The organism is Stenotrophomonas sp. STEN225 (assembly GCF_056756445.1).
Window position 1 is genome coordinate 174,712 of sequence record NZ_JBRRBV010000003.1, and the last position, 24,767, is coordinate 199,478.

Annotated in this window: 20 protein-coding genes; 11 read left to right on the forward strand and 9 right to left on the reverse strand. The window is 67.2% G+C overall.

The window, feature by feature from the left end; genetic code table 11:
* Positions 1–2: 2 nt before the first annotated feature.
* From ACVOJ1_RS04755 to ACVOJ1_RS04775, 5 genes are read right to left on the reverse strand one after another with little or no spacing between them, the layout of a single operon-like run.
* The gene (locus ACVOJ1_RS04755; protein WP_053515950.1) at positions 3–986 is read right to left on the reverse strand and encodes an AAA family ATPase; all 984 of its coding nucleotides are present in this window, start codon (positions 984–986) and stop codon (positions 3–5) included.
* Between the two features lie 13 nt (positions 987–999).
* A complete protein-coding gene (locus tag ACVOJ1_RS04760; RefSeq protein ID WP_065174125.1) occupies positions 1,000–1,707 on the reverse strand; it encodes a DUF4159 domain-containing protein in 708 nt (235 codons plus the stop codon).
* Positions 1,707–3,041, reverse strand: coding sequence for a TldD/PmbA family protein (locus ACVOJ1_RS04765; RefSeq protein WP_053515946.1), 1,335 nt, complete (start codon positions 3,039–3,041; stop codon positions 1,707–1,709). The genes ACVOJ1_RS04760 and ACVOJ1_RS04765 overlap by 1 nt, the downstream gene beginning before the upstream one ends.
* A gap of 21 nt (positions 3,042–3,062) precedes the next feature.
* On the reverse strand, positions 3,063–4,697 hold the full coding sequence (locus ACVOJ1_RS04770; protein WP_074902370.1) for a TldD/PmbA family protein: 1,635 nt from the start codon (positions 4,695–4,697) through the stop codon (positions 3,063–3,065).
* Positions 4,698–4,725: 28 nt separating this feature from the next.
* Complete coding sequence (locus ACVOJ1_RS04775) at positions 4,726–6,357, reverse strand: TldD/PmbA family protein (RefSeq protein ID WP_065182083.1); 1,632 nt, start codon at positions 6,355–6,357, stop codon at positions 4,726–4,728.
* A gap of 652 nt (positions 6,358–7,009) precedes the next feature.
* Between ACVOJ1_RS04775 and ACVOJ1_RS04780 the strand changes: the two genes are divergently transcribed.
* Complete coding sequence (locus ACVOJ1_RS04780; RefSeq protein ID WP_263176730.1) at positions 7,010–7,624, forward strand: class I SAM-dependent methyltransferase; 615 nt, start codon at positions 7,010–7,012, stop codon at positions 7,622–7,624.
* Here ACVOJ1_RS04780 and ACVOJ1_RS04785 read toward each other — a convergent pair whose 3' ends face one another.
* From ACVOJ1_RS04785 to ACVOJ1_RS04795, 3 genes are all read right to left on the reverse strand, one after another.
* A complete protein-coding gene (locus tag ACVOJ1_RS04785; RefSeq protein ID WP_263176731.1) occupies positions 7,625–8,908 on the reverse strand; it encodes a type II toxin-antitoxin system HipA family toxin in 1,284 nt (427 codons plus the stop codon).
* On the reverse strand, positions 8,905–9,366 hold the full coding sequence (locus tag ACVOJ1_RS04790) for a helix-turn-helix transcriptional regulator (RefSeq protein WP_263176733.1): 462 nt from the start codon (positions 9,364–9,366) through the stop codon (positions 8,905–8,907). Before ACVOJ1_RS04790 ends, ACVOJ1_RS04785 begins: the two co-directional genes overlap by 4 nt.
* Positions 9,367–9,536: 170 nt before the next feature.
* The gene (locus ACVOJ1_RS04795; protein ID WP_346480078.1) at positions 9,537–13,223 is read right to left on the reverse strand and encodes an indolepyruvate ferredoxin oxidoreductase family protein; all 3,687 of its coding nucleotides are present in this window, start codon (positions 13,221–13,223) and stop codon (positions 9,537–9,539) included.
* 172 nt (positions 13,224–13,395) lie between these two features.
* Here ACVOJ1_RS04795 and ACVOJ1_RS04800 point away from each other — a divergent pair, with 172 nt between their 5' ends.
* On the forward strand, positions 13,396–14,034 hold the full coding sequence (locus ACVOJ1_RS04800) for a tetratricopeptide repeat protein (RefSeq protein WP_065182080.1): 639 nt from the start codon (positions 13,396–13,398) through the stop codon (positions 14,032–14,034).
* A 72-nt stretch (positions 14,035–14,106) separates the two neighbouring features.
* Here ACVOJ1_RS04800 and ACVOJ1_RS04805 read toward each other — a convergent pair whose 3' ends face one another.
* Entirely contained in the window at positions 14,107–15,591 is a 1,485-nt protein-coding gene (locus ACVOJ1_RS04805; protein ID WP_065182079.1) for an AAA family ATPase, read from the reverse strand.
* Positions 15,592–15,714: 123 nt separating this feature from the next.
* Between ACVOJ1_RS04805 and ACVOJ1_RS04810 the strand changes: the two genes are divergently transcribed.
* The 9 genes from ACVOJ1_RS04810 to ACVOJ1_RS04850 all read left to right on the forward strand — a co-directional run bounded on the left by ACVOJ1_RS04810 (position 15,715) and on the right by ACVOJ1_RS04850 (position 24,713).
* A complete protein-coding gene (locus ACVOJ1_RS04810) occupies positions 15,715–16,344 on the forward strand; it encodes a ParA family protein (RefSeq protein ID WP_053519980.1) in 630 nt (209 codons plus the stop codon).
* A gap of 51 nt (positions 16,345–16,395) precedes the next feature.
* Complete coding sequence (locus ACVOJ1_RS04815; RefSeq protein ID WP_065174130.1) at positions 16,396–16,872, forward strand: SixA phosphatase family protein; 477 nt, start codon at positions 16,396–16,398, stop codon at positions 16,870–16,872.
* Positions 16,873–16,876: 4 nt separating this feature from the next.
* Complete coding sequence (locus ACVOJ1_RS04820; RefSeq protein WP_065174131.1) at positions 16,877–17,494, forward strand: YceI family protein; 618 nt, start codon at positions 16,877–16,879, stop codon at positions 17,492–17,494.
* Complete coding sequence (locus ACVOJ1_RS04825) at positions 17,491–19,566, forward strand: phospholipase D family protein (protein WP_340044190.1); 2,076 nt, start codon at positions 17,491–17,493, stop codon at positions 19,564–19,566. The genes ACVOJ1_RS04820 and ACVOJ1_RS04825 overlap by 4 nt, the downstream gene beginning before the upstream one ends.
* A 10-nt stretch (positions 19,567–19,576) precedes the next feature.
* Entirely contained in the window at positions 19,577–20,011 is a 435-nt protein-coding gene (locus ACVOJ1_RS04830; RefSeq protein ID WP_053519976.1) for a hotdog fold thioesterase, read from the forward strand.
* 120 nt (positions 20,012–20,131) lie between these two features.
* On the forward strand, positions 20,132–20,923 hold the full coding sequence (locus tag ACVOJ1_RS04835) for a lysophospholipid acyltransferase family protein (RefSeq protein WP_128990207.1): 792 nt from the start codon (positions 20,132–20,134) through the stop codon (positions 20,921–20,923).
* A 7-nt stretch (positions 20,924–20,930) separates the two neighbouring features.
* Positions 20,931–21,965, forward strand: coding sequence for a YheT family hydrolase (locus tag ACVOJ1_RS04840; protein WP_080375346.1), 1,035 nt, complete (start codon positions 20,931–20,933; stop codon positions 21,963–21,965).
* Between the two features lie 56 nt (positions 21,966–22,021).
* The gene (locus ACVOJ1_RS04845) at positions 22,022–24,091 is read left to right on the forward strand and encodes a tetratricopeptide repeat protein (protein WP_065182076.1); all 2,070 of its coding nucleotides are present in this window, start codon (positions 22,022–22,024) and stop codon (positions 24,089–24,091) included.
* A 10-nt stretch (positions 24,092–24,101) separates the two neighbouring features.
* The gene (locus tag ACVOJ1_RS04850; RefSeq protein ID WP_346480079.1) at positions 24,102–24,713 is read left to right on the forward strand and encodes a YbhB/YbcL family Raf kinase inhibitor-like protein; all 612 of its coding nucleotides are present in this window, start codon (positions 24,102–24,104) and stop codon (positions 24,711–24,713) included.
* Positions 24,714–24,767: the final 54 nt, after the last annotated feature.

Here is a 24,767-nt window from a genome sequence, read left to right on the forward strand (position 1 = left end):
GATCACCCGGGGAACGGCACGGCGTGCAGCAGAGCGGCGACCACGTCGTCGGCGCGCTTCTGTTCGGCTTCGGCGGCGAACGACAGCAGCAGGCGGTGGCGCATCACCGGTGCAGCCAGGGCCTGCACGTCCTCGCGGGTGGCGGCGAAGCGGCCCTGCAGCAACGCGCGCGCCTTGGCCGCGAGCACCAGCGATTGCCCGGCGCGTGGTCCCGCACCCCACTTAACCCACTGGTTGATCGCCGCGGGCGCTTCCGGCCCGGGTCGGCTGGCACGCACCAGCCGCGTGATCCAGGCCAGCACATCGGGGCTGACGTGCACCTGGCGCACTGCCGCCTGCAGGGCGATGACCGCAGCGGCGTCCATCACCTTCGGCACCGCCTCGCCGGCACCGCCGGTGGTCTGTTCCAGGATCTGGCGCTCCTCGGCCTCGCTGGGGTAATCGACCAGGACGTGCAGCAGGAAGCGGTCCAGCTGGGCCTCCGGCAGCGGATAGGTACCGGCCTGTTCGATCGGATTCTGCGTGGCCAGCACGAAGAACGGCGCGGGCAGCGCATAGGTGGTGCCGGCATAGCTGACGGTGCGTTCCTGCATGGCTTCCAGCAGCGCGGCCTGGGTCTTGGGTGGCGTGCGGTTGAGCTCATCCGCCAGCAGCAGATTGGTGAAGACCGGCCCCTGCTGGAAGCGGAAATGACGATGGCCGGTGCCGTGGTCTTCCTCCAGCAGCTCGGTACCCAGAATGTCGCTGGGCATCAGGTCCGGCGTGAACTGCACGCGTCGGAACTGCAGCTCCAGCGCCTGCCCCAGCGAACGCACCAGCAGGGTCTTGCCCAGGCCGGGCGCGCCTTCCAGCAGGCAGTGGCCGCCGGCCAGCAGTCCGATCAGCAGCTGCTCGACCACCGTGTGCTGGCCGACCACGGCACGGGCCAGGGCGGCGCGCAGATCGTGCAGGCGCGGCAGCAGGGAATCGAGATCAGGGCGGGTCATGGGGGGCTCTCACTCAATTGTTCAATGCGTACATCACGATGTTGACGCCGAAGCGCGTGTTGTCCTCGGCCAGGAAGCGCTTGTTGCGCCAGTCGTAATCCCACTCGCAGCCATAATCCTTGTTGCTGTACAGCACGCCCAGGCGGCCATCGACCTCGATGCCCTTCAGATAGTCGTGCACCAGATCGTCGCCCCAGCCGTTCAGCTCGAAGCTGGTGGCCGGTGGTCCATCGGGGAAGCGGAAGAAGCTGCGGTACAGCGCGTGGCTGTTGGGCAGCTTCTGCAGCGCCCGGGGCCCGAAGAGGCGGCCCATCTGCGCCTCGAACGAGGTTGCGAACAGGCCATCGATGTCATGGTTGCAGTCATCGACGAAGACGAAGCCTCCGTTGCGCACGTAGCGCACGAAGTTCTGCCGCTCGGCCGCGTTGAATTCCACCAGCGTGTGCCCGGCCAGGTAGCAGAAGGGGGCTTCCAGCATGCGTGGGTCGGCCAGTGCCACCACGTGTTCCTGCGGGTCCACGCGCAGCGAGGTGTAGTCGATCAGCGAAGTGATCAGGTTGGACGGCATGCGCGCGTCCACGTCCCAGTCGCCCGAGTCGTACTGCAGGCGGGTGAACCAGAAGTCGTAGCGCGAACTGCGCGGGCCTGCCTGTGCCCAGGCCGGAAGCGCGGCCGCCGAAGCGGCAGCAGCCAACCAGCGCAGGCAGGCCCGGCGATCCATCAGACGGCGTCGGACAACGAGGTGAAGGTGAAATCGCGCAGCTTCATCGGCGGGATCATCATCACGAAGCTCGACTCGTCGCCGGCCACGCGCACCGGCTTGCCCAGCTCTTCGATGTTGTTGAGCATGATCACCGGCGATTCGTTGAAGCGGAAGTTCTTCACCGGGTGCTTGATCTGGCCGTTCTCGATGTAGAAGGTGCCGTCACGGGTCAGGCCGGTCAGCAGCACGGTCTGCGGATCGACCATGCGGATGTACCAGGTGCGGGTGACCAGGATGCCCTTCTGGGTGCCACGCACCAGCTCGGCGGTGCTCTTCTCGCCGCCGCTCATCAGCAGGTTGCCCGGCGTGGCCTTGGCGGTCTTGCCCTGCTTCTGCGCCCAGAAGCGCGAGTAGTCCAGGTTGGCCACCTTGCCGTTCTCGATGATGGCCAGGCGCTCGCGCGGCATGCCCTCGTTGTCCCACGGCAGCACCGGCGCTTCCGGGTGCCACGGATCGGCATACATGTTCACGCGTGGGTCGTAGACCTGCTCACCGAGCTTGTTGCCGCCGCCCTTCTTCGACAGGAAGCTGCGGCCTTCGTCGGCCGAGCGCGCACTGAAGAAATTCATCATGAAGCTGATCAGGCCTGCGGCCGCGGCCGGCTCCAGGATGACCGTGTACTTGCCCGGCTCCAGCGCCTTGGCTTCGGCCGACTCGGTGGCCTTGCGCATGGCGATGCGGACATCCTGGTCGGCCTTGAAGTCCGCCGCGTCCTTCAGGTTGCGGCCGACCCAGCCCGATCCGCGGCCGTCCTCGGTACGCACGGTGCAGGTGTAGTCGAAGTTGGTGGTGCGCTGGTAACCGAAGTTGCCGTTGCTGTTGGCAGTGGCGTAGAAGCCCTGGCCATCTTCAAGGAAGCCTGCGGCAATCAGTCCGTTGCCACGGCAGGGCGCGATCGAATCGGCGGCCACCTTGGCGCGGAATGCCGGATCGATGGCGGCGGTGGACTCGCTGAAGGTCGGGCTCGGCCGGTAGGTCTGCTTGCCGATGGCGGGCATGAACTCCGGGTTCTCCGGTGCCAGGCGGGCCAGATCCTCGGCGCGGCGCACCACGCGTTCCAGTGCGGCGTCGTCGAACTCGTTGATCGAGGCGGTGCCTACGCGCTTGCCGAAGGCCACGGTAACGGCAAGCTCGGTGTTGTCCACGATGCCGCTGGTGGAAACGTTGTTCAGGGCGAAACGGATGTTGCCGGCGATCGATCCCGCCAGCACGGCGGTGCATTCATCGGCCTTGGACAGGGCGATGACCTTGTCGAGGATGGCCTTGGCCTGGGCTTCGGTGAAGATACTCATGGTGTAAGGGCTCCTGACCGGTCAGCCGAGGCTGCGTGCGGTGTTGATGACATTGATGCCGTTGAAGCGTGCGGTCGACGAGCCGTGCGAAACCGCCGAGACCTGGCCCGGCTGGCCCTTGCCGTCGAAGAACGAGCCGCCCAGGCGGTAATCGCGTTCGTCGGCCACGGCGGTGCAGGCGTTCCAGAACTCCGGCGTGCGGATCTGGTAGGCCACGTCCTCCAGCATGCGGGTGATCTGGCCGTTCTTGATCTCGTAGAACAGCTGGCCGCCGAACTGGGCGTTGTAGCGCTGCTGGTCGATCGAGAACGAGCCGTCGCCGATGATGTAGATGCCGTTCTCCACGTCCTTGATCAGGTCCGGCACGCTCAGCGGCGTCTTTCCCGGCGCCATCGACACGTTGGCCATGCGCTGGAACTGCACGCTGGACCACGAGTCGGCATAGCAGCAGCCATCGGACTCGGTCTTGCCGAGGATGTGGGCCTGGTCGCGGATGGTCTGGTAGTCGACCAGCTTGCCGTTGCTGATCAGGTCCCAGCGCTTGCACTTCACGCCTTCATCGTCGTACGCGACCGCGCCGAGGCTGCCCGGCTGGGTCTTGTCGGCGAACACGTTCACCAGCTCGCTGCCGTACTGGAAGCGCTGCTCGCGCTTGTCCAGGGTGGCGAAGCTGGTGCCGGCGTAGTTGGCCTCGTAGCCGAGCACGCGGTCCAGCTCCAGCGGATGGCCGATCGACTCGTGGATGGTCAGCCAGGTGTGCGACGGGTCCAGTACCAGGTCGTACTTGCCCGGCTTCACCGACGGCGCCTTCAGTTTCTCCTGCGCCTGCTTGGCGGCCGCGATGGCGTCCTCCTTCATGTCGTAGGAGGAACTGTAGTTGACCACGCCGTTGGGGCTGACGACCTTGCCGGCGGCGGCGCCGTCCAGATACTCGTAACCCAGGCCCATCGGCGCAGACAGGCCTTCGCGGGTGCGGAACTTGCCACTGGTCTTGTCGATGGCGGTGACGGTCATCGGTGCCCAGATGCGGTGCACGTCCTGGTCGATGTAGGAGCCATCGGTGGATGCGAAGTACTTCTGTTCATTGACCAGGAACAGCATCGAATTGACGAAGCTGGCACCGGCGCCGATCGCTGCGGCATTGACGTCCAGCAGCAGGTCGACCTTCTCCTTGATCGGCACCTCCATCGCATTCTTGCGGATCGGCGTGCGCCAGCTGACCTCGCCCACGCCGGGCGTGCTGGCCAGCTGCACCGGCGCGCTCTGCACGCCAGCGTTGGCCTTGGCGATGGCCGCAGCCTGCTGGGCGGCCCTGGCCACGTCGGCAGTACCCAGTGCGTTGGTGGCGGCGAAGCCCCAGGCACCGTTGACGATCACGCGGATGCCCACACCGGTGGACTCGGTGTTCACCACGTTCTGCACCTTGTCTTCGCGGGTGATCACGAACTGCCGCAGATAGCGGCCGATGCGCACGTCGCAGTAGGTGGCGCCGGCACTGCGGGCGGCCTGCAGGGCAGCATCGGCCAAGCGCTTCTTCAGCGCGGGGTCAAGGCTGGACTGCAGCTGCTCGGCGGCGATCACCTTGCCGAAGAAGGACGGCACGATCAGGCCGCCCGCGGTAAGCCCGGTCAGGGCCAGGAAGTCACGTCTGTGCAAGGCTGCTCTCCATGAACGATGGGGTGGCTCAAGCGCCGAGACTGCGCGCGGTGTTGATGATGTTGATGCCGTTGAAGCGGGTGGTGGACGAACCGTGCGACACCGCCGAGACCTGGCCCGGCTGGCCCTTGCCGTCGAAGAACGAGCCGCCAAGGCGGAAGTCGCGTTCGTCGCAGATGGCCGTACAGGCGTTCCAGAACTCCGGCGTGCGGATCTGGTAGGCCGCGTCCTCGACCATGCCGGCGATCTTTCCGTCCTTGATCTGGTAGTACAGCTGGCCGCCGAACTGCGCGTTGTAGCGCTGCTGGTCGATGGAATAGGAACCACGGCCGTGGATGTAGATGCCGTTCTCCACGTCCTTGATCATGTCCTCCACGCTCAGTGGCTGCTTGCCCGGCGCCAGTGAGACATTGGCCATGCGCTGGAACTGCACGCTGGACCAGGAATCGGCGTAGCTGCAGCCATGCGACGCATCGCGGCCGAGGATGTGTGCCTCATCGCGCGTGGCCTGGTAATCGACCAGGATGCCGTCGCGGACCAGGTCCCAGCGCAGCGTCTTGACGCCCTCGTCGTCATAGCCGACGGCACCGAGGCTGCCCGGTTGGGTCTTGTCGGCAAAGAAGTTGACGATGTCGCTGCCCCAGCGGAAGCCCGCATCGCGCTTGTCCAGCGTGGCGAAGCTGGTGCCGGCGTAGTTGGCCTCGTAGCCCAGCACGCGGTCCAGCTCCAACGGATGGCCGACGTTCTCGTGGATGGTCAGGAACAGGTTGGAGGGATCCAGTACCAGATCGTACTTGCCGGGCTTCACCGACGGCGCCTTCAGCTTCTCGCGCGCATGCCGCGCCGCTGCGATCGCATCTTCAACCGGATCGTAGGAGTCGCGGTAGGCGGTGATGCCGCCGGGCAGCTGCACCTTGCCGCGCGCGTCGCCATCGAGGAACTCGTAGCCCATGCCCATCGGCGAGGACAGACCGGCGCGGGTGCGGAACTTGCCGGTGGCCTTGTCGATGGCGGTGGCCGTGAAGGGCAGCCAGATGCGGTGGATGTCCTGGTCGATGAACGAGCCGTCGCTGGAGGCGAAGTACTTCTGCTCGTTGACCAGGAACAGGGTGGAATTGATGTAGTCGGCACCGGCGTTCATCGCCGCCGCATTCAGGCTCAGCAGCAGGTCGACCTTGTCCTGGATCGGCACTGCCATCGCGTTCTTGCGGATCGGGGTCTTCCAGCTCACATCGCCGACGCCGGTGACCGGTGCCAGCTGCACCGGCCGGCTCTGCAGGGGGGCGTTGGCGCGTGCGATGGCGGCGGCCTGCCCGACGGCGGCCAGGACCGCGGCGGGGGTCTGCTCGCGGGTGGCGGCGAAGCCCCATGCACCGTTGACGATGACCCGGATGCCGATGCCGGACGACTCGCTGTTGGTGACGTTCTGCACCCGCGCTTCGCGGGTGATCACGGCCTGGTTGAGGTAGCGGCCGATGCGCACATCGCAGTAGGTCGCCCCGGCCCGCTTGGCAGCGGCCAGCGCGGCCTCGGCCAGCACCTTCCTGCGGGCCATGTCGCCCGGTTCGAGCAGCTGCTCGGCGGCGATCAACCGCGCGTGCGGCAGCAGCAGGCCGGCCATGCCCAGACCGGATAAAGCCAGGAACTCACGTCGTTGCACAGCGCTCTCTCTCACTCGCGTGCGGCCGGCAACGGGCCAAGCCGATCACGTCAACTGCTCGACTTTCGCCAGCGGAGGGCAATCAGCACAAGTGACTGCAGTCATGGGTGGGGCGCGGCAGGGCTTGCCGCCCTGCACCTGCTGGAATCAACGTCAACGTCAAAAGCGGGCATTCCGTGGGATGGCGGGGTGCTGTGGGTTTGCGGGGGCGCCGTAAACCCGTCCATGGGGGCTTGGTCGCCGCATCCATGCGGCTCACACCCCGCAAACCCACAGCGCCCCACCTTCGACAGTTGGCCGGCGGCCAGCAGATCCACGCCATGCGTGGACGAAAGCTGTTGGATATCGAATCAAATTCCGGGGTCAGATCCGTTTTCCTGTGGAAAACGTATCAGACCCCAAGAGTATTTCCGACAGATCGCGGCCAACTGTCGAAGGCGGGGTGGGTCCGGTTGCGGGGGCGTGAGCGCCATGGATGGCGCGACCGAGGCTACAGGGACGTATTCACGCCGTCCCCCGCAACCGGACCCACCCCGCCAACCCACGGATAGTCCGCTTTTGACGTTGATGTTGCTTCGGTGGGTGCAGGGCGCAGCCCTGCCGGACACCCTCCCTCGTGCACAATGGCCCGACCCCGTCCGGTGCCGTCCCGATGTCGAGCAAGCCGTATTCAGAAGCCTGCGAACGCAACCGCGAACCGATCGCTGCCGCGCTCGATCCGTGGATGGGCGACCGCCACCGGGTACTGGAGATCGGCAGCGGCACCGGCCAGCACGCCGTGTTCTTCGCCGAACGCTGGCCCTGGCTGCGCTGGCAGCCCAGCGACCACCCGGACCATCTGCCGGGTATCGAGGCGTGGCGCGCCGAGGCGGCACTGCTGAACCTGCTGCCGCCGGTGGCGCTGCAGGTGGAACTGCCACCGGCAGCAGGGCTGCCGGTGCCCGAGGGCAGCCTGTTCGACGCCGCATTCAGTGCCAATACGCTGCACATCATGAGCTGGGCGCACGTGCAGGCGCTGTTTGCCGCGTTGCCGTCGGTGCTGCGACATGGCGCACTGCTGGCGGTGTATGGCCCTTTCAACTACGGCGGCCGCTACACCAGTGACAGCAACGCGCAGTTCGATGCCTGGCTGAAGGCGCGGGATCCGCGCAGCGGCATCCGCGATGCGGAGGCCGTGCAGGCGCTGGCCGCGGAAAGCGGCTTCACCCGCCTGCGCGATGTGGCGATGCCGGCCAACAACCGCCTGTTGGTGTGGCGGCTGGGGTGATCAGGTGGCTGCTGCCTGGACTTTCCGGATGAATCTTTCACAGGAAATGTGGATCTGTTCGACCAGGCGATGAAGAATCTCATGGGCGGTGCCTTGCTGCTCCATCAACTGATGAACGTCGCTGGCCTCCGCAGGTAGCTGGTATGCCATCAACGTCATTCGCTTCAGACAATCGGACGGATCCAGTCGCAGTTGTTCCGAGAGGGTCACCCAGTCATTCAAGCGTATGTCCCACCAGTTGTAGTGGCTGCCGATGCGCATGGCCATCCGGATTGCCCTGACATCGAGTTCCGGGTAGGCAAGCGCGCTTGAAATGTCATACAGCGGCGCGAGCCTTGTGTGGCCTCCACTGTCGATCAACAGGGAGTAGTTCTTCGCGTGGGCGTCGGTGCCACCAATGAAGTAGTTGAACGCCAGCGCGTCGAACAGGCGCTGTACGTCTTCCGTGGGATTGCCTGAGTGCTGCCACAGAACATTTCCGAGATCTGCCGGCCCCGGTCCACCTTGATTCTGATACTTCAGGTGGGGGCGAATACCAAGGGCTTGGCAGAAGTCCTCTTGGTGCAGGCGGAACCACTGACCATCGACCTGATAGCGGTCGTAACGTTCCACGCATATTGCCGACTCCGTGCCTATCTGAAGGCGGCTGCTGTTGGCAGTAGAGAGATCCATTTCCCTGGCCAATGCGAGGCAGAACATTTCGTTCTCCACGTATCCTCTGAAGTCGCCGCTAGGCGGTTTGAGAATATGTGTGGTTGGAATGCGCCCGGATGGGAGAGCCCATCCCTGTTCCGTATGCAGTAGCGCGATCTTTGCTTGGGCGCCTGCAAGGCTGAACTGGCCGAGATCGTCCGGCCTGCGAGTGGCTCCCACGTCTTGCCGGACTCGCTGCAGTCTCGCGGCGACGTCCTCGTCCGACAGTGGAGTTATTGCGTCGAGCGCGCCGGAAGCAACCAGATCAAGGCGGTCGTCGGTGATGAACTGCATTGCTCCGGCGCACTCTTCACCGACATGTGAAAGTATGCCGAGTGGATTGCGTGCAGAAACCTGGAAGGCGGAGGCCCACCGATCCAATGTGGCTTCATTGTCTGGCAGCAGGCCCCACAGAACAGCCGATACCGTCTGTGTGGGATGGACCTGCTGAGCCAGAGGAAGGCTCAGCGACAATGGCACCGCGTCCAATGAGGCAACCCATGATGGAGCATACGTGAGTTCGGGATGCCCATGGGTGTTTTGCTCCACGATCCCGACATTGCTGGCACCCATCAGCAGGTTGAGTTTCATTTTCTCTGCTTGCTCGGTGGTGGTGGCGTTGACTGCTCTCGTATGGCGGCAGAACGTTTTGATGCGGAACTCAACTCGTATTTGATCTCATCCATAATCCGGCTGAAATCCACTCCAGCGCCTACAGAACGGTTCGCACGCCGTGTTCCGGCTGCGGGAGGCGAAGTTGAGTGTGATGAACCTCGGTGGGACGCTACCACCGCGTCGATACTGGGGGCTTTGTGCGTAGAGGGAATGCGATCCGCAGTGGGCGCATCTGCGCTGAGCCTCAAGCCGAGGACATTCATTACCCGCAGTACCAGATGCATTTCGGCACGAGGCTTGCCCTTCTCGATATCAATGATCCACTGGCGGCTCACCCCCGCACGTTCGGCCAGTCCCGCTTGATCCCAGCCAAGCGCCCTGCGACGTTGACGGATGGTGAGTCCTAGATCGTCGGTCGTCTTTAGAAGTGCCATGTGCTCAATGTATGCGTATGACTACTTTTAGGCAATGGTCAATGAACGCTGACATTAATTTGACATCAATGCGTTAGATCACATTGACGTCAGCAAAGTCTACGTTCGATTACACCCTGTCAAATGTAATCGATCGTTGACATGCAACGTGATGTCTGCGTTCGCTTGCTTTACACCACCTGCACGATATGAAGCGCCTTCGGGTTGCGCCACTGCGCCAGCAGCGCAGCTTCCCGCGCCTTGGCGCTCTCCACATGCGCTTCCTTGACATGGCCGAAGCCGCGGATGTGCTCGGGGATGCTGGCGATCTCCACGGCCAACGCCAGGCGACCGTCGTCCAGCCCGTCCAGCAGCAGCTGCACGGTGGCTTCGTAGTCGCCGATCAGCTTGCGCTCCATGCGGCGCTCGGCAGTGCGGCCGAACACATCGAAGGCACCGCCCCGCAGGAACTTCAGCTTCGCCAGCAGGCCGAACGCCTTGAACATCCACGGACCGTACTCCTTCTTCTGCAGCCGGCCCTGTTCATCCTTCTTCGCGAACAGCGGCGGCGCCAGATGGAAGCGCAGCTGGTAGTCACCCTCGAACTGCTGCTGCAGCCGGCGCTGGAAATCACCGCTGGTGTACAGGCGGGCGACTTCGTATTCGTCCTTGTAGGCCATCAGCTTGAACAGATAGCGGGCCACGGTCTCGGTCAGCGCGGTCGAGCCGCCGATGCGTTCGCGTTCGGCGGCGCGCACGCGTTCGACCACGCTGCGGTAGCGATCGGCGTAGGCGGCGTCCTGGTAGTCGACCAGGAACGCGGCGCGGCGTTCGATCATTTCATCCAGCGAGCGCGACAGGCGCGCGTCGTCCAGCGGCAGGAAGGCAACCTCGCCGCCATGCGAGGGCAGGCCACGCAGTTCGCGTTCGTCGCCGGTGTTGCGTGGCGCAGCGGTGGCCCCCCACTCGTTGCCTTCCCATTCGCCCGGTGGCAGCGGATGCAGCGGGCCGGGCGTGGATTCGGTATCGGTATGGCGGTTGCGCACCAGGCCGGCGGCCTCCTGCACGGCCTGCGGATCGATCGCCGCCAGCCGGCCCCAGGCGAAGGCCTGCTGGTTCATCGCCACCGCCGCGGCGTTGAGCTCGATGGCACGCATCAGCGATTCGAACGACAGCGGCACCAGGCCCTGCTGCCAGGCGTAGCCGAGGATGAACAGGTTCGCGGCGATCGCATCGCCCAGCAGCGCCGTGGCCAGTTGGGTGGCATCGAGCAGCAGCGGCTCATCGCCGCCCAGCGCAACGCGCACGCCAGCGATGATGTCGGCCGCCGGGAACTGCATGTCGGGACGGGTGGTGAACGTGCCGGGCATCGCCTCGTAGGTGTTGAGCACGACCTGCGAGCGGCCCGCGCGCACCTTCGACAGTGCCCAGTAATCGTTGACCACCACCATGTCGCAGCCCAGTACGAGGTCGGCCTCACCGGCGGCGATGCGCACGGCGTGGATGTCCTCCGGCCGGCGTGCGATGCGGATATGGGTGGTCACCGCGCCGCCCTTCTGCGCCAGGCCGGTCTGGTCGAGCACCGTGGCGCCCTTGCCCTCCAGGTGGCCGGCCATGCCCAGCAACGCGCCGATGGTGACCACGCCGGTACCGCCCACGCCGGTGATGAGGATGTTCCAGGGCTGCTCCAGGCTGCCGCGCACCGTCGGCGCCGGCAGGTTGTCCAGCAGGGACGATGCATCGCGCCGGCTGCCCTTTCGCGGCTTCCCGCCATGCACCGTGACGAAACTCGGGCAGAAGCCATTCACGCACGAGTAGTCCTTGTTGCAGTTGGACTGGTCGATCTCGCGCTTGCGCCCGAACTCGGTTTCCTTCGGCAGCACCGATACGCAGAAGCTCTTCTTGCCACAGTCGCCGCAGCCCTCGCAGACCAGCGAGTTGATCATCACGCGCTTGGCCGGATCTTCCAGCTTGCCGCGCTTGCGGCGCCGCCGCTTCTCGGTGGCGCAGGTCTGTTCATAGATCAGGATCGAGACCCCCTTCACCTCGCGCAGGCGCTTCTGCACCTCGTCCAGCGCGCTGCGGTCGTGGAACTCGATGTCACTGGGGAAATGCTCGCGCTGGCGGGTCCACTTGGCGATGTCGTCGGACAGCACCACGATGGTGTGGATGCCTTCGGCGCGCATCTGCCGGGCGATATCCGGCACGCTGAGCGGGCCATCCACCGGCTGGCCACCGGTCATCGCCACCGCATCGTTGTAGAGGATCTTGTAGGTGATGTTGACGCCGGCCGCGATCGCCTGGCGGATCGCCAGCGAGCCGCTGTGGAAATAGGTGCCGTCGCCCAGATTCTGGAACACGTGCGGGGTATCGGTGAACGGCGCCTGCCCTGCCCAGGTCACGCCTTCGCCACCCATGTGGGTGAACGTGTCGGTGCTGCGGTCCATCCAGGTCACCATGTAATGGCAACCGATGCCGGCCAACGCACGTGAACCGTCCGGCACCGTGGTGGAGGTGTTGTGCGGGCAGCCCGAGCAGTAGTGCGGTACGCGCGGGAAGCTGGCGCGCGGCAACGCGAGCTCGGCCTCCTTCTGCTGCATCCACTGCAGGCGCTGTTCGATCGACTCGTTGTTGAAGAACCGCTGGATGCGCCGGCCGATCACGCCGGCGATGGTGGCCGGGGTCAGCTCGCCGGTGGACGGCAGGATCCATTCACCGGCTTCGTCGTACTTGCCGACGATGGACGGGCGCGGGCCCCAGCTGGCCGGCCAGTTGAAGAACTGCTCCTTCATCTGCCGCTCGATGAAGGCGCGCTTCTCCTCCACCACGATGATGTCGTCCAGGCCCTGCGCGAAGCGGGCGATGCCTTCCGGCTCCAGCGGCCAGGTCATGCCGACCTTGTAGACGCGGATGCCGATGTCGGCGCAGGCGGCCTCGTCCAGGCCCAGGTACTCCAGTGCCTGCAGCACATCCAGGTAGCTCTTGCCGGTGGTGACGATGCCCAGCCGTGCACGCGGCGCGTCCATCACCACCCGGTCGATGCCGTTGGCGCGGGCGAAGGCCTGCGCGGCCTTCACGGCATAGCGGTGCAGGCGCATCTCCTGGTCCAGCGGCGGGTCCGGCCAACGGATGTTGAGGCCGCCGGCCGGCATCGGGAAGTCGTCCGGCAGCACGATGCGACGCGCCAGCGGATCCACGTCGACCGATGCCGACGATTCCACCGTCTCGGCGATGGTCTTGAAGCCGACCCAGCGCCCGGTATACCGGCTCATCGCCCAGCCGAGCAGGCCCATGTCGAGAATGTCCTGCACGCCCGCCGGATTCAGCACCGGCATCATCGCGCTGACGAATTCATCCTCGCTGCCGTGCGGCAGGGTGGAGCTGCGGCAGGCATGGTCATCGGCCGCCAGCGCCAGCACGCCGCCATGACGGGACGTGCCTGCCGCATTGGCGTGCTTGAAGACGTCGCCGCAGCGGTCCACGCCCGGGCCCTTGCCGTACCACATGCCGAACACGCCCTGTACGTTGGCGCCGGGGAACAGGTTGGTCTGCTGGGTGCCCCAGACCATGGTGGCGCCCAGGTCCTCGTTCAGGCCCGGGGTGAACTTCACCCGCGCGGCCTCCAGGTGCGTGCGGGCGCGCCACAGTTCCAGATCGAAGCCGCCCAGGGGGCTGCCGCGGTAGCCGCTGATGAACCCCGCGCTATCGATGCCTTCGGCGGCATCCCGCAGCCGCTGCATCAGCGGCAGCCGCACCAGCGCCTGCACCCCGCTCAGGTAGATCCGTCCCTCGTTGCGGGTGTACTTGTGATCGAGCGTGTAATCACGGTCGATCAGGTCGGCGGAAGAGGGCGAGGTGAGTTGCGCGGTACTGGTCATGGCTGGCCCGGTCAGGATCGGCTGGCACCGGCCGCGTGCAGGCACGCGACGGGGAAGGCGCGAATTGTAGCAGTGAGGCCGCGCAGGCCCCGGCACTCGCGCCGGCGGCCATGCTGCGGTTAGGATCGGGAGGAGAGAGAGGGGCTGCGGTCGCAGCCCGGGGGAAGAAGGAATGTCAGTGGCAGTAAAGATCCTGACCGGCATCCTGCTGGTCTCGGGGGCGGCCTCCGCGTGGGCGGCGCCGGTATTGCCGGCGCCACAGGAGTTCTATTTCGACAACGATGCCGCGGCTGCGCCGATGGTGGTCGTGCAGCAGTCGCAGGGCGATGCCCTGGTGGCGCAGCTGCTCAAGCAGCGCGAGCGTGGCCGGCGCGTGGTGGAAGCCACCGTGCAGCTGGCCTCGGTGGCGATCGCGCAGGGCCGTACCGAACTTGGCGAGCAGCTGTACCGCGAAGCATTGAAGGATGCCCCGGTGCAGAGCAGCGTCGGTCGCGGCGTACGCTGGAACTATGGTTGGGACCTGCTGCGGCAGGGGCAGCCGGAGGCCGCGCTGGAGCAGTGGCAGGCCGCCGCCGGCAGTACGCTCAGCAAGCCGAGCTGGTTGCCGCCAAGCTACGCGTTGGCACTGTGGCGCCTGGGGCAGAAGGAGCAGGCAGTGCAGTGGTACGCCGCTGCCGTGCGCACCGAACCGTCGCAGTGGAGCGACAGCAGCCGCTACGCGCAGCTGCTGCCGCAGTGGCGCGAGGACGAGCGCGCGTCGCTGGCCGAAGTACAGCAGGCCTGGGCTGCCGCGCCGCCGGCCTGGCCCTGAGGGCAGGCGTGGTGCCGGGGTGCACCCGGCACCTGCAGAGGGCAACAGCCTGCGGCGCGGGTGGCAGACCGCTCAGTCGTCCGCAGACACCGTGCGACCGGACGCCCACTCGCGCAACGCCGCCACCTGCTCGGCCATCAGCACCGACAAGGGCCGTGTCGCCCGGATCTCGCCCATCAGCGTTTCGGTATCCAGCGGCCGGTTCTCGGCATGGGCCGCATACAGCCCGGCCACGATGGCCTGCTCGATCTCCGCACCGGAGAACCCGTTGGACGCTGCGGCAAGCGCCGGCAGCGCGAAGTCGTCCGCAGTGAGCTGGCGTCGCCCCAGGTGCAGGCGCAGCAGTTCCACCCGCACCTCGGGCGAGGGCAGGTCAACGAAGAAGATCTCGTCGAAGCGTCCCTTGCGCAGCAGCTCCGCGGGCAGCTCATGCACCTGGTTGGCGGTAGCGACGATGAACACCGGCGCCTTGCGTTCGGCCATCCAGGTCAGCAGGTAGCCAAGCACGCGGCGCGATACCCCACCGTCGTCGCCACCACTGGCCAGGCCCTTCTCGATCTCGTCCATCCACAGCACGCAGGGCGCCAGCTGCTCGGCCGAGGCCAGGGCCTGGCGCAGGTTGGACTCGGTCTCGCCGTGGTACTTGTTGTACAGCGCGCCCACGTCCAGGCGCAGCAGCGGTACGCCGAACCCGGCGGCGGTGGCCTTGGCCAGCATCGACTTGCCGCAGCCCTGCACGCCCAGCAGCAGCATGCCGCGCGGTGGATCCAGCCCTGCCGGTGCCGAGCCGGCGATGAAGGCGACACGGCGCTGGTTGATCCAGCGCTTGAGCCGGTTGGCGCCGGCCACGTCGCCGAAGCGCGCGCTGTCATGCTCGAAGAACAGGTGGCCGCTGCGGTTGAGCAGCTCGAACTTCAGCCGCGCCAGCTGTGGCAGGTCGTCGTCGCGCAGCGCACCGTCGGCGTAGATGAGCTGCCGGGCGATGCGCCGGGCGTCGACCAGGCTCAGGCCCTGCAGGTTCTTCAGGATCTTCTTCACCGCCTCGCTGTCGACCTCCACGCGGCGGCCGCCGTGCTCGCGTGCATAGGCATCGGCCTCTTCGCGCAGCATCTTCAGCAGTGCATTGGCGTCGGGCAGGCGCGGGTTGAAGCGCACCGCCAGGGCTTCCAGTTCGGCCGGCAGCTCGACCTTGGCGCCGATCAGCACCAGCACATGGGGTTCGCTGTGGCGGCGCTGGATCAGGTCGCGCAGCGCGCGCTGGTGGCTGGCATAGCCCAGATAGGGATGGAAATCGAGCAGCAGGTACACCCCGCGCTGGTCGGCCTGGCGGATCATCTGCAGCGCCGCGCTGGCATCGGGCGGTCCGACCGGCGCATCCTCGCTGTCCAGATCGATGCGGCGCAGGCCCTCGGTGATCGACCAGCGGTGCAGGGCCCGCCATACATGCATCAGTGTCTGCCGGAACAGCTCGACGATGCGGCCCTCGTCCTGGGTCTCCACCACGATCAGGGGGGTGTTGGCGCGGATCAGCGCGCTCAGGTCCTGCAGTTCGCTCATGCGGGTTCGATCCTTCGGGGGCGCCACCATAGCAAAGCCGATGCCGACAGGTTCAGCGCGGCTCTACCTCCCGTCACCATCGCCGGTGTACGCTCGGGGCACGTACCCGGAAGCGAGGCTGGCATGAAGACGATCCTGGTGGCCGGTTCCAAGGGCGGGGTGGGCAAGACCACCGTCGCCACCCACCTGGCCGCGTACGCGGCATTGCAGGGCAAGGCCACGGTGATCGCCGATGCCGACCCGCAGGGCTCCAGCACCCGCTGGGCACAGCGCCGCGCCGGCCTGGAAAGCGCGGTGCTGCCGATCGACGTGTACCGGAAGAAGCAATGGGCGCAGAAGCTGCCCGATGGCACCGAGACCGTCATCATCGATGCGCCTGCCGGCGCGTTGGCCGACGATATCCCCCATTTCCTTGATGCCGCCGATGCGGTGGTGGTGCCGGTGCTGCCCTCGGCGCTGGACATCGAAGCCATCGTCGGCTTCCTCAACAGCCTGGCCCAGGTGCCGCGCGTGCACAGCCGCAAGCTGCCGGTGGGGCTGGTGCTCAACCGCACCAAGCCCTGGACCCAGACCTCGCAGCAGGCGCTGCAGATGCTGGCCGAATGGCCGTACCCGGTGGTCGCACAGCTGCGCGACAGCCAGAGCTACGTGGTCATGACCGGCCTGGGCCGCAGCCTGTTCGACTATCGCTCCGCCCAGGTGCGCGAGCACCAGGCCGACTGGGAACCTCTGCTGTCCTGGCTGAAGCTGTGACCGTTCACGCCTGGGCCCTTGCTCCACTCCCCGATTCCATGGATATCCGCGATGCGTGAACTGATCCTGCTGCGCCATGCCCACGCCGAACCGGCCACCCCGGGCCAGGCCGACCTCGACCGGCCCCTGTCGCCGGTCGGGCTTGCCGAAGCCGAAGCCGCCGGCCGCTGGCTGAAGGAGAACAAGCTGCTGCCGGATTGCGTGCTGTGCTCGCCTGCGCGGCGGACCCGCGAAACCCTGGAAGCGGTGATGGCGGCCATCGGCTATGTCGAAAAGCGCCTGGAAGACCGCATCTACGAAGCCACCCCGGGCACCCTGGCGGCACTGGTGGATGAACGCCGCGATCTCGACCGCGTGCTGGTCGTGGGCCACAACCCCGGCCTGGAACGGCTGGTGGCCCTGATGACCGAAGGCAGCAGCAGCGATTACCGCGGCATGCCGCCGGCCGGCATCGCGGTGCTCGGCTTCCCGCGCGAAGCGGCGATCGAGCCGGGCGTGGCCAGCCTGAACGCCTTCTGGTGGCCGTGAGCCGATGAGCCTGCGGTGGCCCGGCCGCTGCCTGTTGCCCCTGCTGCTGGCACTCGCCCCGGCCTGGGCGGGCGTGCCCCAGCCAACCACGTTGCCTCCGGTGCGCGCCGATGGCCCCCGCGTGCTGCTGCTCGACACCCAGCATTCGCGCATCGGCTTCGAAGTACGCACCCGCTTCGGGCAGCGCATCGAGGGGGTGTTCCCGCAGTTCGAGGGGCGCATCGAGGTGCTCTCCGACGGCCGCCACCAGGTGCACCTGAAGATGTTCACCCGGTCGGTGGAGATTCCCGGCAAGGCCCGCTACACCGGCTGGATGCGGGGCGAGGAGTTCTTCGACGCCGGGCGGCACCCCATGGTGGAGTTCGATTCGCTGCCCTACTGGCCCGACACGGTGGCCGAAGGCGGCGACATCGAAGGCCGTCTGACCCTGCGCGGGGTCAGCCATCCTGAATCGCTGCGGGTCGAGAAGGCGCAGTGCGCCCGACCCGGCTATGATTGCGACGTCGTCAGCCGCGGTACCGTGCAACGAGGCCGGTATGGCATGGACAGCTGGCAGCTTGCCTTGAGTGACCGAGTGACCTTCGTATTGCGAGCGCGCCTGAGCGAGGCGCCGAAACCGTGAATCTGCTGCTGCGGGTGCTGGCGCTGGCAACGGTGTTGCTTGGCAGTGGCTGTGCGTCGCTGTCGCACGCCGAGCGCGACCGTGCCGAAGCGATTGCCGTGCAGGCGCGCTCCACCGAGGTCGAGTGCCAGCGTGCCGACCGCTGCGCGCAGGAGTCGCCGCTGCGCGCGCTCGCTGGCCGCGCATTCAGCGAGTCCACCGAAACCCGTCCCCGTCATTACGCCACCCTGCTGGACGAGGGAGAGGGCGCACTGGTCGCGCGCCTGAACCTGTTGCGCAGTGCCACCCGCAGCATCGATCTGCAGACCTATATCTTCGACAAGGACGACAGTGCCCGGCTGGTCATCGATGAACTGCTCGCCGCCTCGAAGCGGGGAGTGAAGGTGCGGCTGCTGATCGACCAGCTCTCGGCCATCTCCGACCTGCAGATTCTCGGCGCCCTGTCCGGCGCCCACGAGAACTTCCAGCTGCGGGTGTACAACCCGACCTTCGGCAAGGCGCGGCTGAACTACTTCGACTATGCCGGCAGCGTGCTGTGCTGTTTCCGCCGCTTCAACCAGCGCATGCACAACAAGCTGCTGGTGATTGATGACGCAATCGGCGTGGTTGGCGGCCGCAACTACCAGGACGACTATTACGACTGGGACCGCGAGTACAACTTCCGCGATCGCGACGTATTGATCGCCGGCCCGGAAGTGCGCGAGATGGCGGCCAACTTCGATGCGTTCTGGCGCGCCCGCCGCAGCGTGCCGGCCGAACGCCTGAACGACGTCGGACGCACGCTGCTGCGCGAGGGCGTGCCGGCCCTGCCGCCCGCCACCTTCCGCCGTCCCGAGCGGGTGCAGCGGGTCAGCGCGGAGGCCAACGACATGGACTTCGTCACCCGCTCCTTCGTCGACACCGCGTTGCCGGTGGCGTCGGTGCGCTACGTCGCCGACCTGCCGCGAAAGCATCGGCGCGAAAAGGTCGATGCGCCGCTGGCCAGCCAGCACGTCACCGAGCCACAGCTCGACGCACTGATCGCCAGCGCGCAGCACGAAGTGATCCTGCAGACGCCGTACCTGGTGCTGTCCAAACCCGCGCAGACATTGTTCCGCGATCTGCGCAAGCGTCCGCAGCCGCCGCGCGTGCTGGTGTCCACCAACAGCCTGGCGGCCACCGACAACCCGATCGTCTACGCGCTGTCGTACAAGTACAAGCGGCGCAACATGCGTGAGCTGGGCTTCAACATCTTCGAATACAAGCCGTTCCCGCTCGATGCGCCGGTCGACTACCGCAACCTGCTGCCGGACCCGATCGAGGCGCCGCCGGGCCAGGACAGTGGCGGACGCAATCCGCTGATCGGCGGCAGCGCTGCCGGCAGCAATGCCCGCAGCGGCGGTACGTCCACCGCCACCGACGCCGCCGCCGCCACCACGACTGGCGCCGACGAAGCGCCGGCGGTTTTCCGCCCCCGGACCGGCAGCGCCTACGAGAATGCGCGGGCGCGCCGCCGCGCCGCCGGCAGTGAAGTGGAAACGCGTCTGCTGCGCACCGAGACGCGGCCCTCGTTCCTGGGCAGCAAGGCGGTCAACAAGCCGCTGCCTGTGACCCGCAAGGGTGCGCGCATGGGGTTGCACGCGAAGTCGCTGGTGGTCGACCGCCGCATCGGCGTGGTCGGCACCCACAACTTCGATCCGCGCAGCGAGAACTACAACACCGAAGGTGCGGTGATCATCGACGATCCGGTGTTCGCCGAGCAGCTGGCGCAGAGCATCCTGCGCGACATCCACCCGCAGAACTCCTGGACGGTCGCGCCACGCGCCAAGCCGCCGGTGCTGTCCGGGCTCAACTACAGCGTCGGCAAGGCCTCCGAGGCCCTGCCGATCCTCGATTTCTGGCCGTGGCGCTACGCCACCGACTACGAGTTCAAGCCGGGTCCGGACTGCCCGCAGCCGCTGCCCCGGCAGAGCCCGGACTTCCACCAGTGCTACGTTGCCGTGGGCGACTTCCCCGAAGTCAACGTCGGACCGAAGTGGCTGCTGGTGCGCATGCTGACCGCGTTCGGCGCCGGCCTCGTCCCCATCCTCTGAAGGTGCCCGCATGACCCAGGTGTTCCGCGAAGCCGTATCCCTCGAGCAGCTCAATGCGCTCAGCCGCAACACGGCCATCGCGTCGCTGGGCATCGTCTTCAGCGCTGCCGGTGAAGACTGGCTGCAGGCCACCATGCCGGTGGACGAGCGCACCCGCCAGCCCTACGGAATTCTGCATGGCGGCGCATCGGTGGTGCTGGCCGAGACCCTGGGCAGCAGCGCGGGGAATCTGTGCGTGGAGGCCGGCAAGCAGATCTGCGTGGGCCTGGAGATCAACGCCAACCATGTGCGCGCGGTGCGTTCGGGCACCGTCACCGGTACCGCACGCGCGCTGCACGTGGGTCGCAGCACGCAGCTGTGGGAGATCCGCATCGAGGACGAGCAGGGGCGGCTGGTGTGCATCTCGCGGCTGACCTTGGCGGTGGTGGCTGCCGGCCACGGCTGAGCCCCCGGCCAGGCCCGCGACAGCGGCGGAACCCAGCGTTCCCCGCCGATTGCCCCGATCAAGCGGATTTATGGCCTGAACCAGCTGGCAGCGATGGCAGCCCTCCGGTATCGTGCGCGGATGACTTCCCCCACTCCGGCCCCCCGCGGCGGCGTGGCGCGTGTGTGCCGTTACCTGTACCGCGTACCGCTGCTGTTGGTCCACATCCTCGTGTTCCTGCCGCTCACCCTGCTGGGCATGCTCGCGCCGTGGGCGAACCTGCGCGTGGGCCAGGACCGTCTCGGTGCCAAAGTGGTGAACGCGTGGCAGGGCGGCCTGATGTGGATCTTCGGTTTCCGCCTGGTGCGCTTCGGCCAGCCGCTGCCCGGCGCGGTGCTGTTCGTCGCCAACCACGTCAGCTGGGTCGACATCAGCATCCTGCACAGCCAGCGCATGATGGGCTTCGTCGCCAAGCGCGAGATCGCCGGCTGGCCGGTGGTCGGCTGGCTGGCCGCGCGCGGCCAGACCATCTTCCACCAGCGTGGCAACACCGAGTCGCTCGGTGGGGTGATGCAGGTGATGGCCGATCGCCTGCGTGAAGGCAGGGCCGTGGGCGTGTTCCCGGAGGGGCGCACCCGCGGGGGCCACGAAGTGGGCCCGTTCCACGCCCGGATCTTCCAGGCGGCAGTCGAGACCGGTGTGCCGGTGCAGCCGGTGGCGCTGGTGTACGGAACGAAGGGCGACGCGCAGACGATCGTGGCCTTCGGCCCGGGCGAGAGTTTCTTCGCCAATTTCCTGCGCCTGCTCGGTGAGCCGGCGCGACGTGCGGAAGTGCACTTCCTGGCACCGATCGGTGCCCAGGACCTGGAAGGCCGTCGGCGCATCGCGGAGACCTCGCGCGCGCGCATCGTGGCGGCCATGAGCGGGGAGTGAGGCCGTGGTGGCCCTGGTCCCGCCACCGCCTGTCGACGCATCCGCGTCGATGCTGACTGCGGCCGATTACCAGCCGCCGCGCTGGCTGCGCAATCCCCACCTGCAGTCGATGCTCAGTTCCAGCCGCATGCGCCTGCAGCGCGGCCTGCTGCTGCTGGCCGCCACCGGCGCAGTCAGCGAGGAAATGATCCTCGATGGTGGCGAGGGCGTGCGCCTGCAGGGCTGGCACAGCCACGTCGAGGGGCGTGAGCCGCGTGGCATCGCACTGCTGCTGCATGGCTGGGAAGGCAGCGCCGAGTCCAGCTACATGCGCATGGCCGCCGCGCGCATGCTCGAGCAGGGCTTCGACGTGGTGCGGCTGAACTTCCGTGACCATGGCAACACCCATCACCTCAACCCCGGCATCTTCCATTCCAACCTGATCGACGAAGTGGTGCATGCCGCGGGCGACGTCGCCCAGCGCTGGCCGCACCTGCCGCTGGTCGCCGCTGGCTACTCGCTGGGAGGCAACTTCGTGCTGCGCCTGGCCCTGCGTGCGCCGGCAGCCGGCGTGCCGCTGCTGCGGGTGGCCTCGGTGTGCCCGGTGCTGGACCCGGCGTTGACCATGGAGAGCATCGAGAACGGCCCGGCGATGTACGACTGGTATTTCCGCCGCAAGTGGACCGTCTCGCTGCGCCGCAAGCGCGACCTGTTCCCCGAGTTGAGTGATTGCGACGATCGCGTGCTGAAGCTGGACATCCGCGCGCTGACCGCATGGCTGGTCGAGCGCCATACCACCTTCGGTTCGCTGCAGGCGTATTTCGACGGCTACTCGATTGCCGGTGATCGCCTGTCCGGGCTGCAGGTGCCGGCCGACATCCTGATGGCACAGGATGATCCGGTGATCCCGTATTCCACGTTCCGCGACTGGCAGCTGCCACGCCAGGCGCATCTGGAAACGGCGTGCTGGGGCGGTCACTGCGGTTTCCTGGAAAACTGGCGTGGTGACGGCTTCTCCGAGCGCTGGGTGGCGCAGCGCCTGCGGCGGGTTCTGCAGGCCTGAACCGGGACCGGCGCGCAGGCCGCTACAATGCGGGTTTGCCCTTGAACCGGACCGCCATGCAAGACCAGATCATCCAAGCGTTGCGCCAGAACGAGGCCGGCCAGGCCGTGCAGCTGGCCCAGGCGTGGACCCGTGACGAACCCGGCCTGGCCGCGGCCCACCGCTGGCTGGCGCTTGCGCTGCAGCAGCAGGGCAAGCCCGGCGACGCAATGGACGCCCTGCAGCAGGCGCTGCGGCTGGCCCCCGACGATGCCCAGCTGCATCTGCAGCATGCCGGCCTGCTGTTGGCGCTGCGCGAATACCAGGGCGCCGACGAGGCGCTGCTGCGTACCACCGATCTCAATCCGAACGCCTTTTCCGCCTACCTGATGCAGGCGCACCTGGCGATCGGCCGTAATGACTTCGATGAAGCCCAGCGCCTGTCGACCCTGGCCGCGCGCGTTGAACCGGATCACCCCGATCTGCTGCACATCGACGGCATGATCGCCCTGCGCCGTGACGATCCTGATCGCGCGCTGGTACTGCTGTCGCAGGCCAACCAGGCCCAGCCGAATGATCCGCGCGTGCTGTATGCACTGGGCTTTGCCTATCTGGGCAAGGACATGCTGGCATTCGCCGAGCAGGCCTTCCGCCGCGTGCTGGAGCTCAACCCGTCGCTGTCGTCCCTGCACGGGCTGGTCGTGCAGCTGGCGTTGCGGCAGGGCAATCTCGAGGCCGCCGCCGAGGCCATGCAGGTGGCGCTGCAGCAGCCAGGCATGGACCACGCATCGCTGCGGCGCCTGGCCGGTGAGCTGGCGCTGCGCAGCGGGCAGCCCTTGCAGGCGCTGGAGCACCTGCTGCCGCTGCTGGAATCGCAGCCGGCAGACCGGCAGATGCTGCAGCTGCTGCTGATGTCGTGGCAGCGGCTGGGCCGCGAGGAAGAAGCGCGCGCACGCCTGGATGCGGCGCTGGAAAACAACCCGCAGCTGCATGACCTGTGGCTGGCACGCCTGTCGGTGGAAGAGGTGGGCAGCGATGCGGCGGTTGCCGTGGTCGAGCGCTGGATCGAAGCGATGCCTGGCCATGTGCCCGCCCTGGAGGCGCGTCTGCGGCTGCACGACATGGCGGGTGAGCACGCACAGGCTGAAGGCATCGCAGAACGCATCGTCAGCCTCGAGCCGGGCCGTGTCAGCGCCGAGTCCCGCCTTGTCGAGGGCCTGCTGCAGCGCGACCCCGCTGCTGCCGTCGCCCGCGTGCAGGCGCTGATCGAACAGGCCGCGGAGGGCCATCGCGCTGACCTGCGCACCTGGCTGGGCGAGATCCAGGATCGCGCCGGGCAACCGGATGCCGCCCTGGCAACCTGGCTGGCGCTGCAGGCCGACCAGGCGCCGCAGCGCCTGCCGCTGCCGCCGCAGGCGAAGGCACCGCCGAGCTGGCCGGACAAGGGCAGTGTCGACGAATCCAACACGTCGGCGCCGATTTTCCTGTGGGGCGCACCGGGTTCGGGTGTGGAGCGCGTGGCGACCGGCCTGGCCGCTGCCAGCCCGGTGCTGCGCAGTGATCGCTACACCAGCAACCCGCCGGATGACGCGTTCCAGAACTACCACACGCTGCAGGACCTGGCGTCCGGCGTGCTGACGCCGGAGCGGCTGGTGCAGCGCTGGCGCGAGCAGCTGCCGGCGCGCGGCGTGCAGGGCGACACGATCATCGACTGGCTGCTGTGGTGGGACAACGCGCTGCTGTGGGCGCTGCGCCCGCAGCTGCCGCAGGGCCGCCTGCTGATCGTGCTGCGTGATCCGCGCGACATGCTGCTGGACTGGGTGGCCTATGGCGCTGCCGCGCCGCTGGCGATGACCTCGCTGGCCGAGGCCGGCGAATGGCTGGCGCGCGCGCTGGCCCAGGTCGCGACCCTCAACGAGGAAGATCTGTACCCGCATGTGCTGCTGCGGATCGACCACATCGGCAATGATGCGCAGGCAATGGCCGAGCTGCTGGGACGCCTGTTCGAGCGCCCCATGCCCGTGGCAGCCCAGCTTGGCGTGCCGCGCTTCCCGCCGGGCCACTGGCGCCACTACCGCGACGTGATGAGCGCCGCTTTCGCCCAGCTGACACCAATCGCGGTGCGCCTGGGCTACCCGGAAGAGTGAGGACCGTCCGATGAAACTGAGCAGCCACAGCCTGACCAACGGCGCACCGATCGACCGCGAATTCGCCGCCGGCGACACCGCCGGTTTCGCGCCGGACCGCAATCCCCACCTGGCCTGGAGCGATGTGCCCGAGGGCACCCGCTCGTTCGTGCTGATCTGCGTGGACCCGGATGTGCCGACGATGCCTGACACCGTCGGCCGCAGCGATATGACCGTGCCACGCGACCAGCCGCGCTGCGACTTCGTGCACTGGGTGATGGCCGACATCCCTGCCAGCGTGCACGAGATCGCCGCGGGCAGCTGCAGCGATGGCTTCGTGGTCAAGGGCAAGGCCGCACCGGCCGGTCCGGCCGGCAGCCGGCAGGGCCTGAACGACTTCACCGGCTGGTTCGCCGGCAATCCGGACATGGCCGGTGATTACCTGGGCTACGACGGCCCGTACCCGCCGTTCAACGACGAGCGGCTGCACCGCTACTTCTTCCGTGTGTTCGCGCTGGACGTGGCCGCGCTGGCGTTGCCGGAGCGCTTCACCGCCGCGGATGTCCATCGCGCGATGCATGGCCATGTGCTGGCCGAGGCGGCGCTGCACGGCACCTACACGTTGAATCCGGCGCTGGCCTGACCGCGCAGCGTGTTTCTGCAGCGCCGGGCAGTACGCCCAGCGGCAACGAAGAAG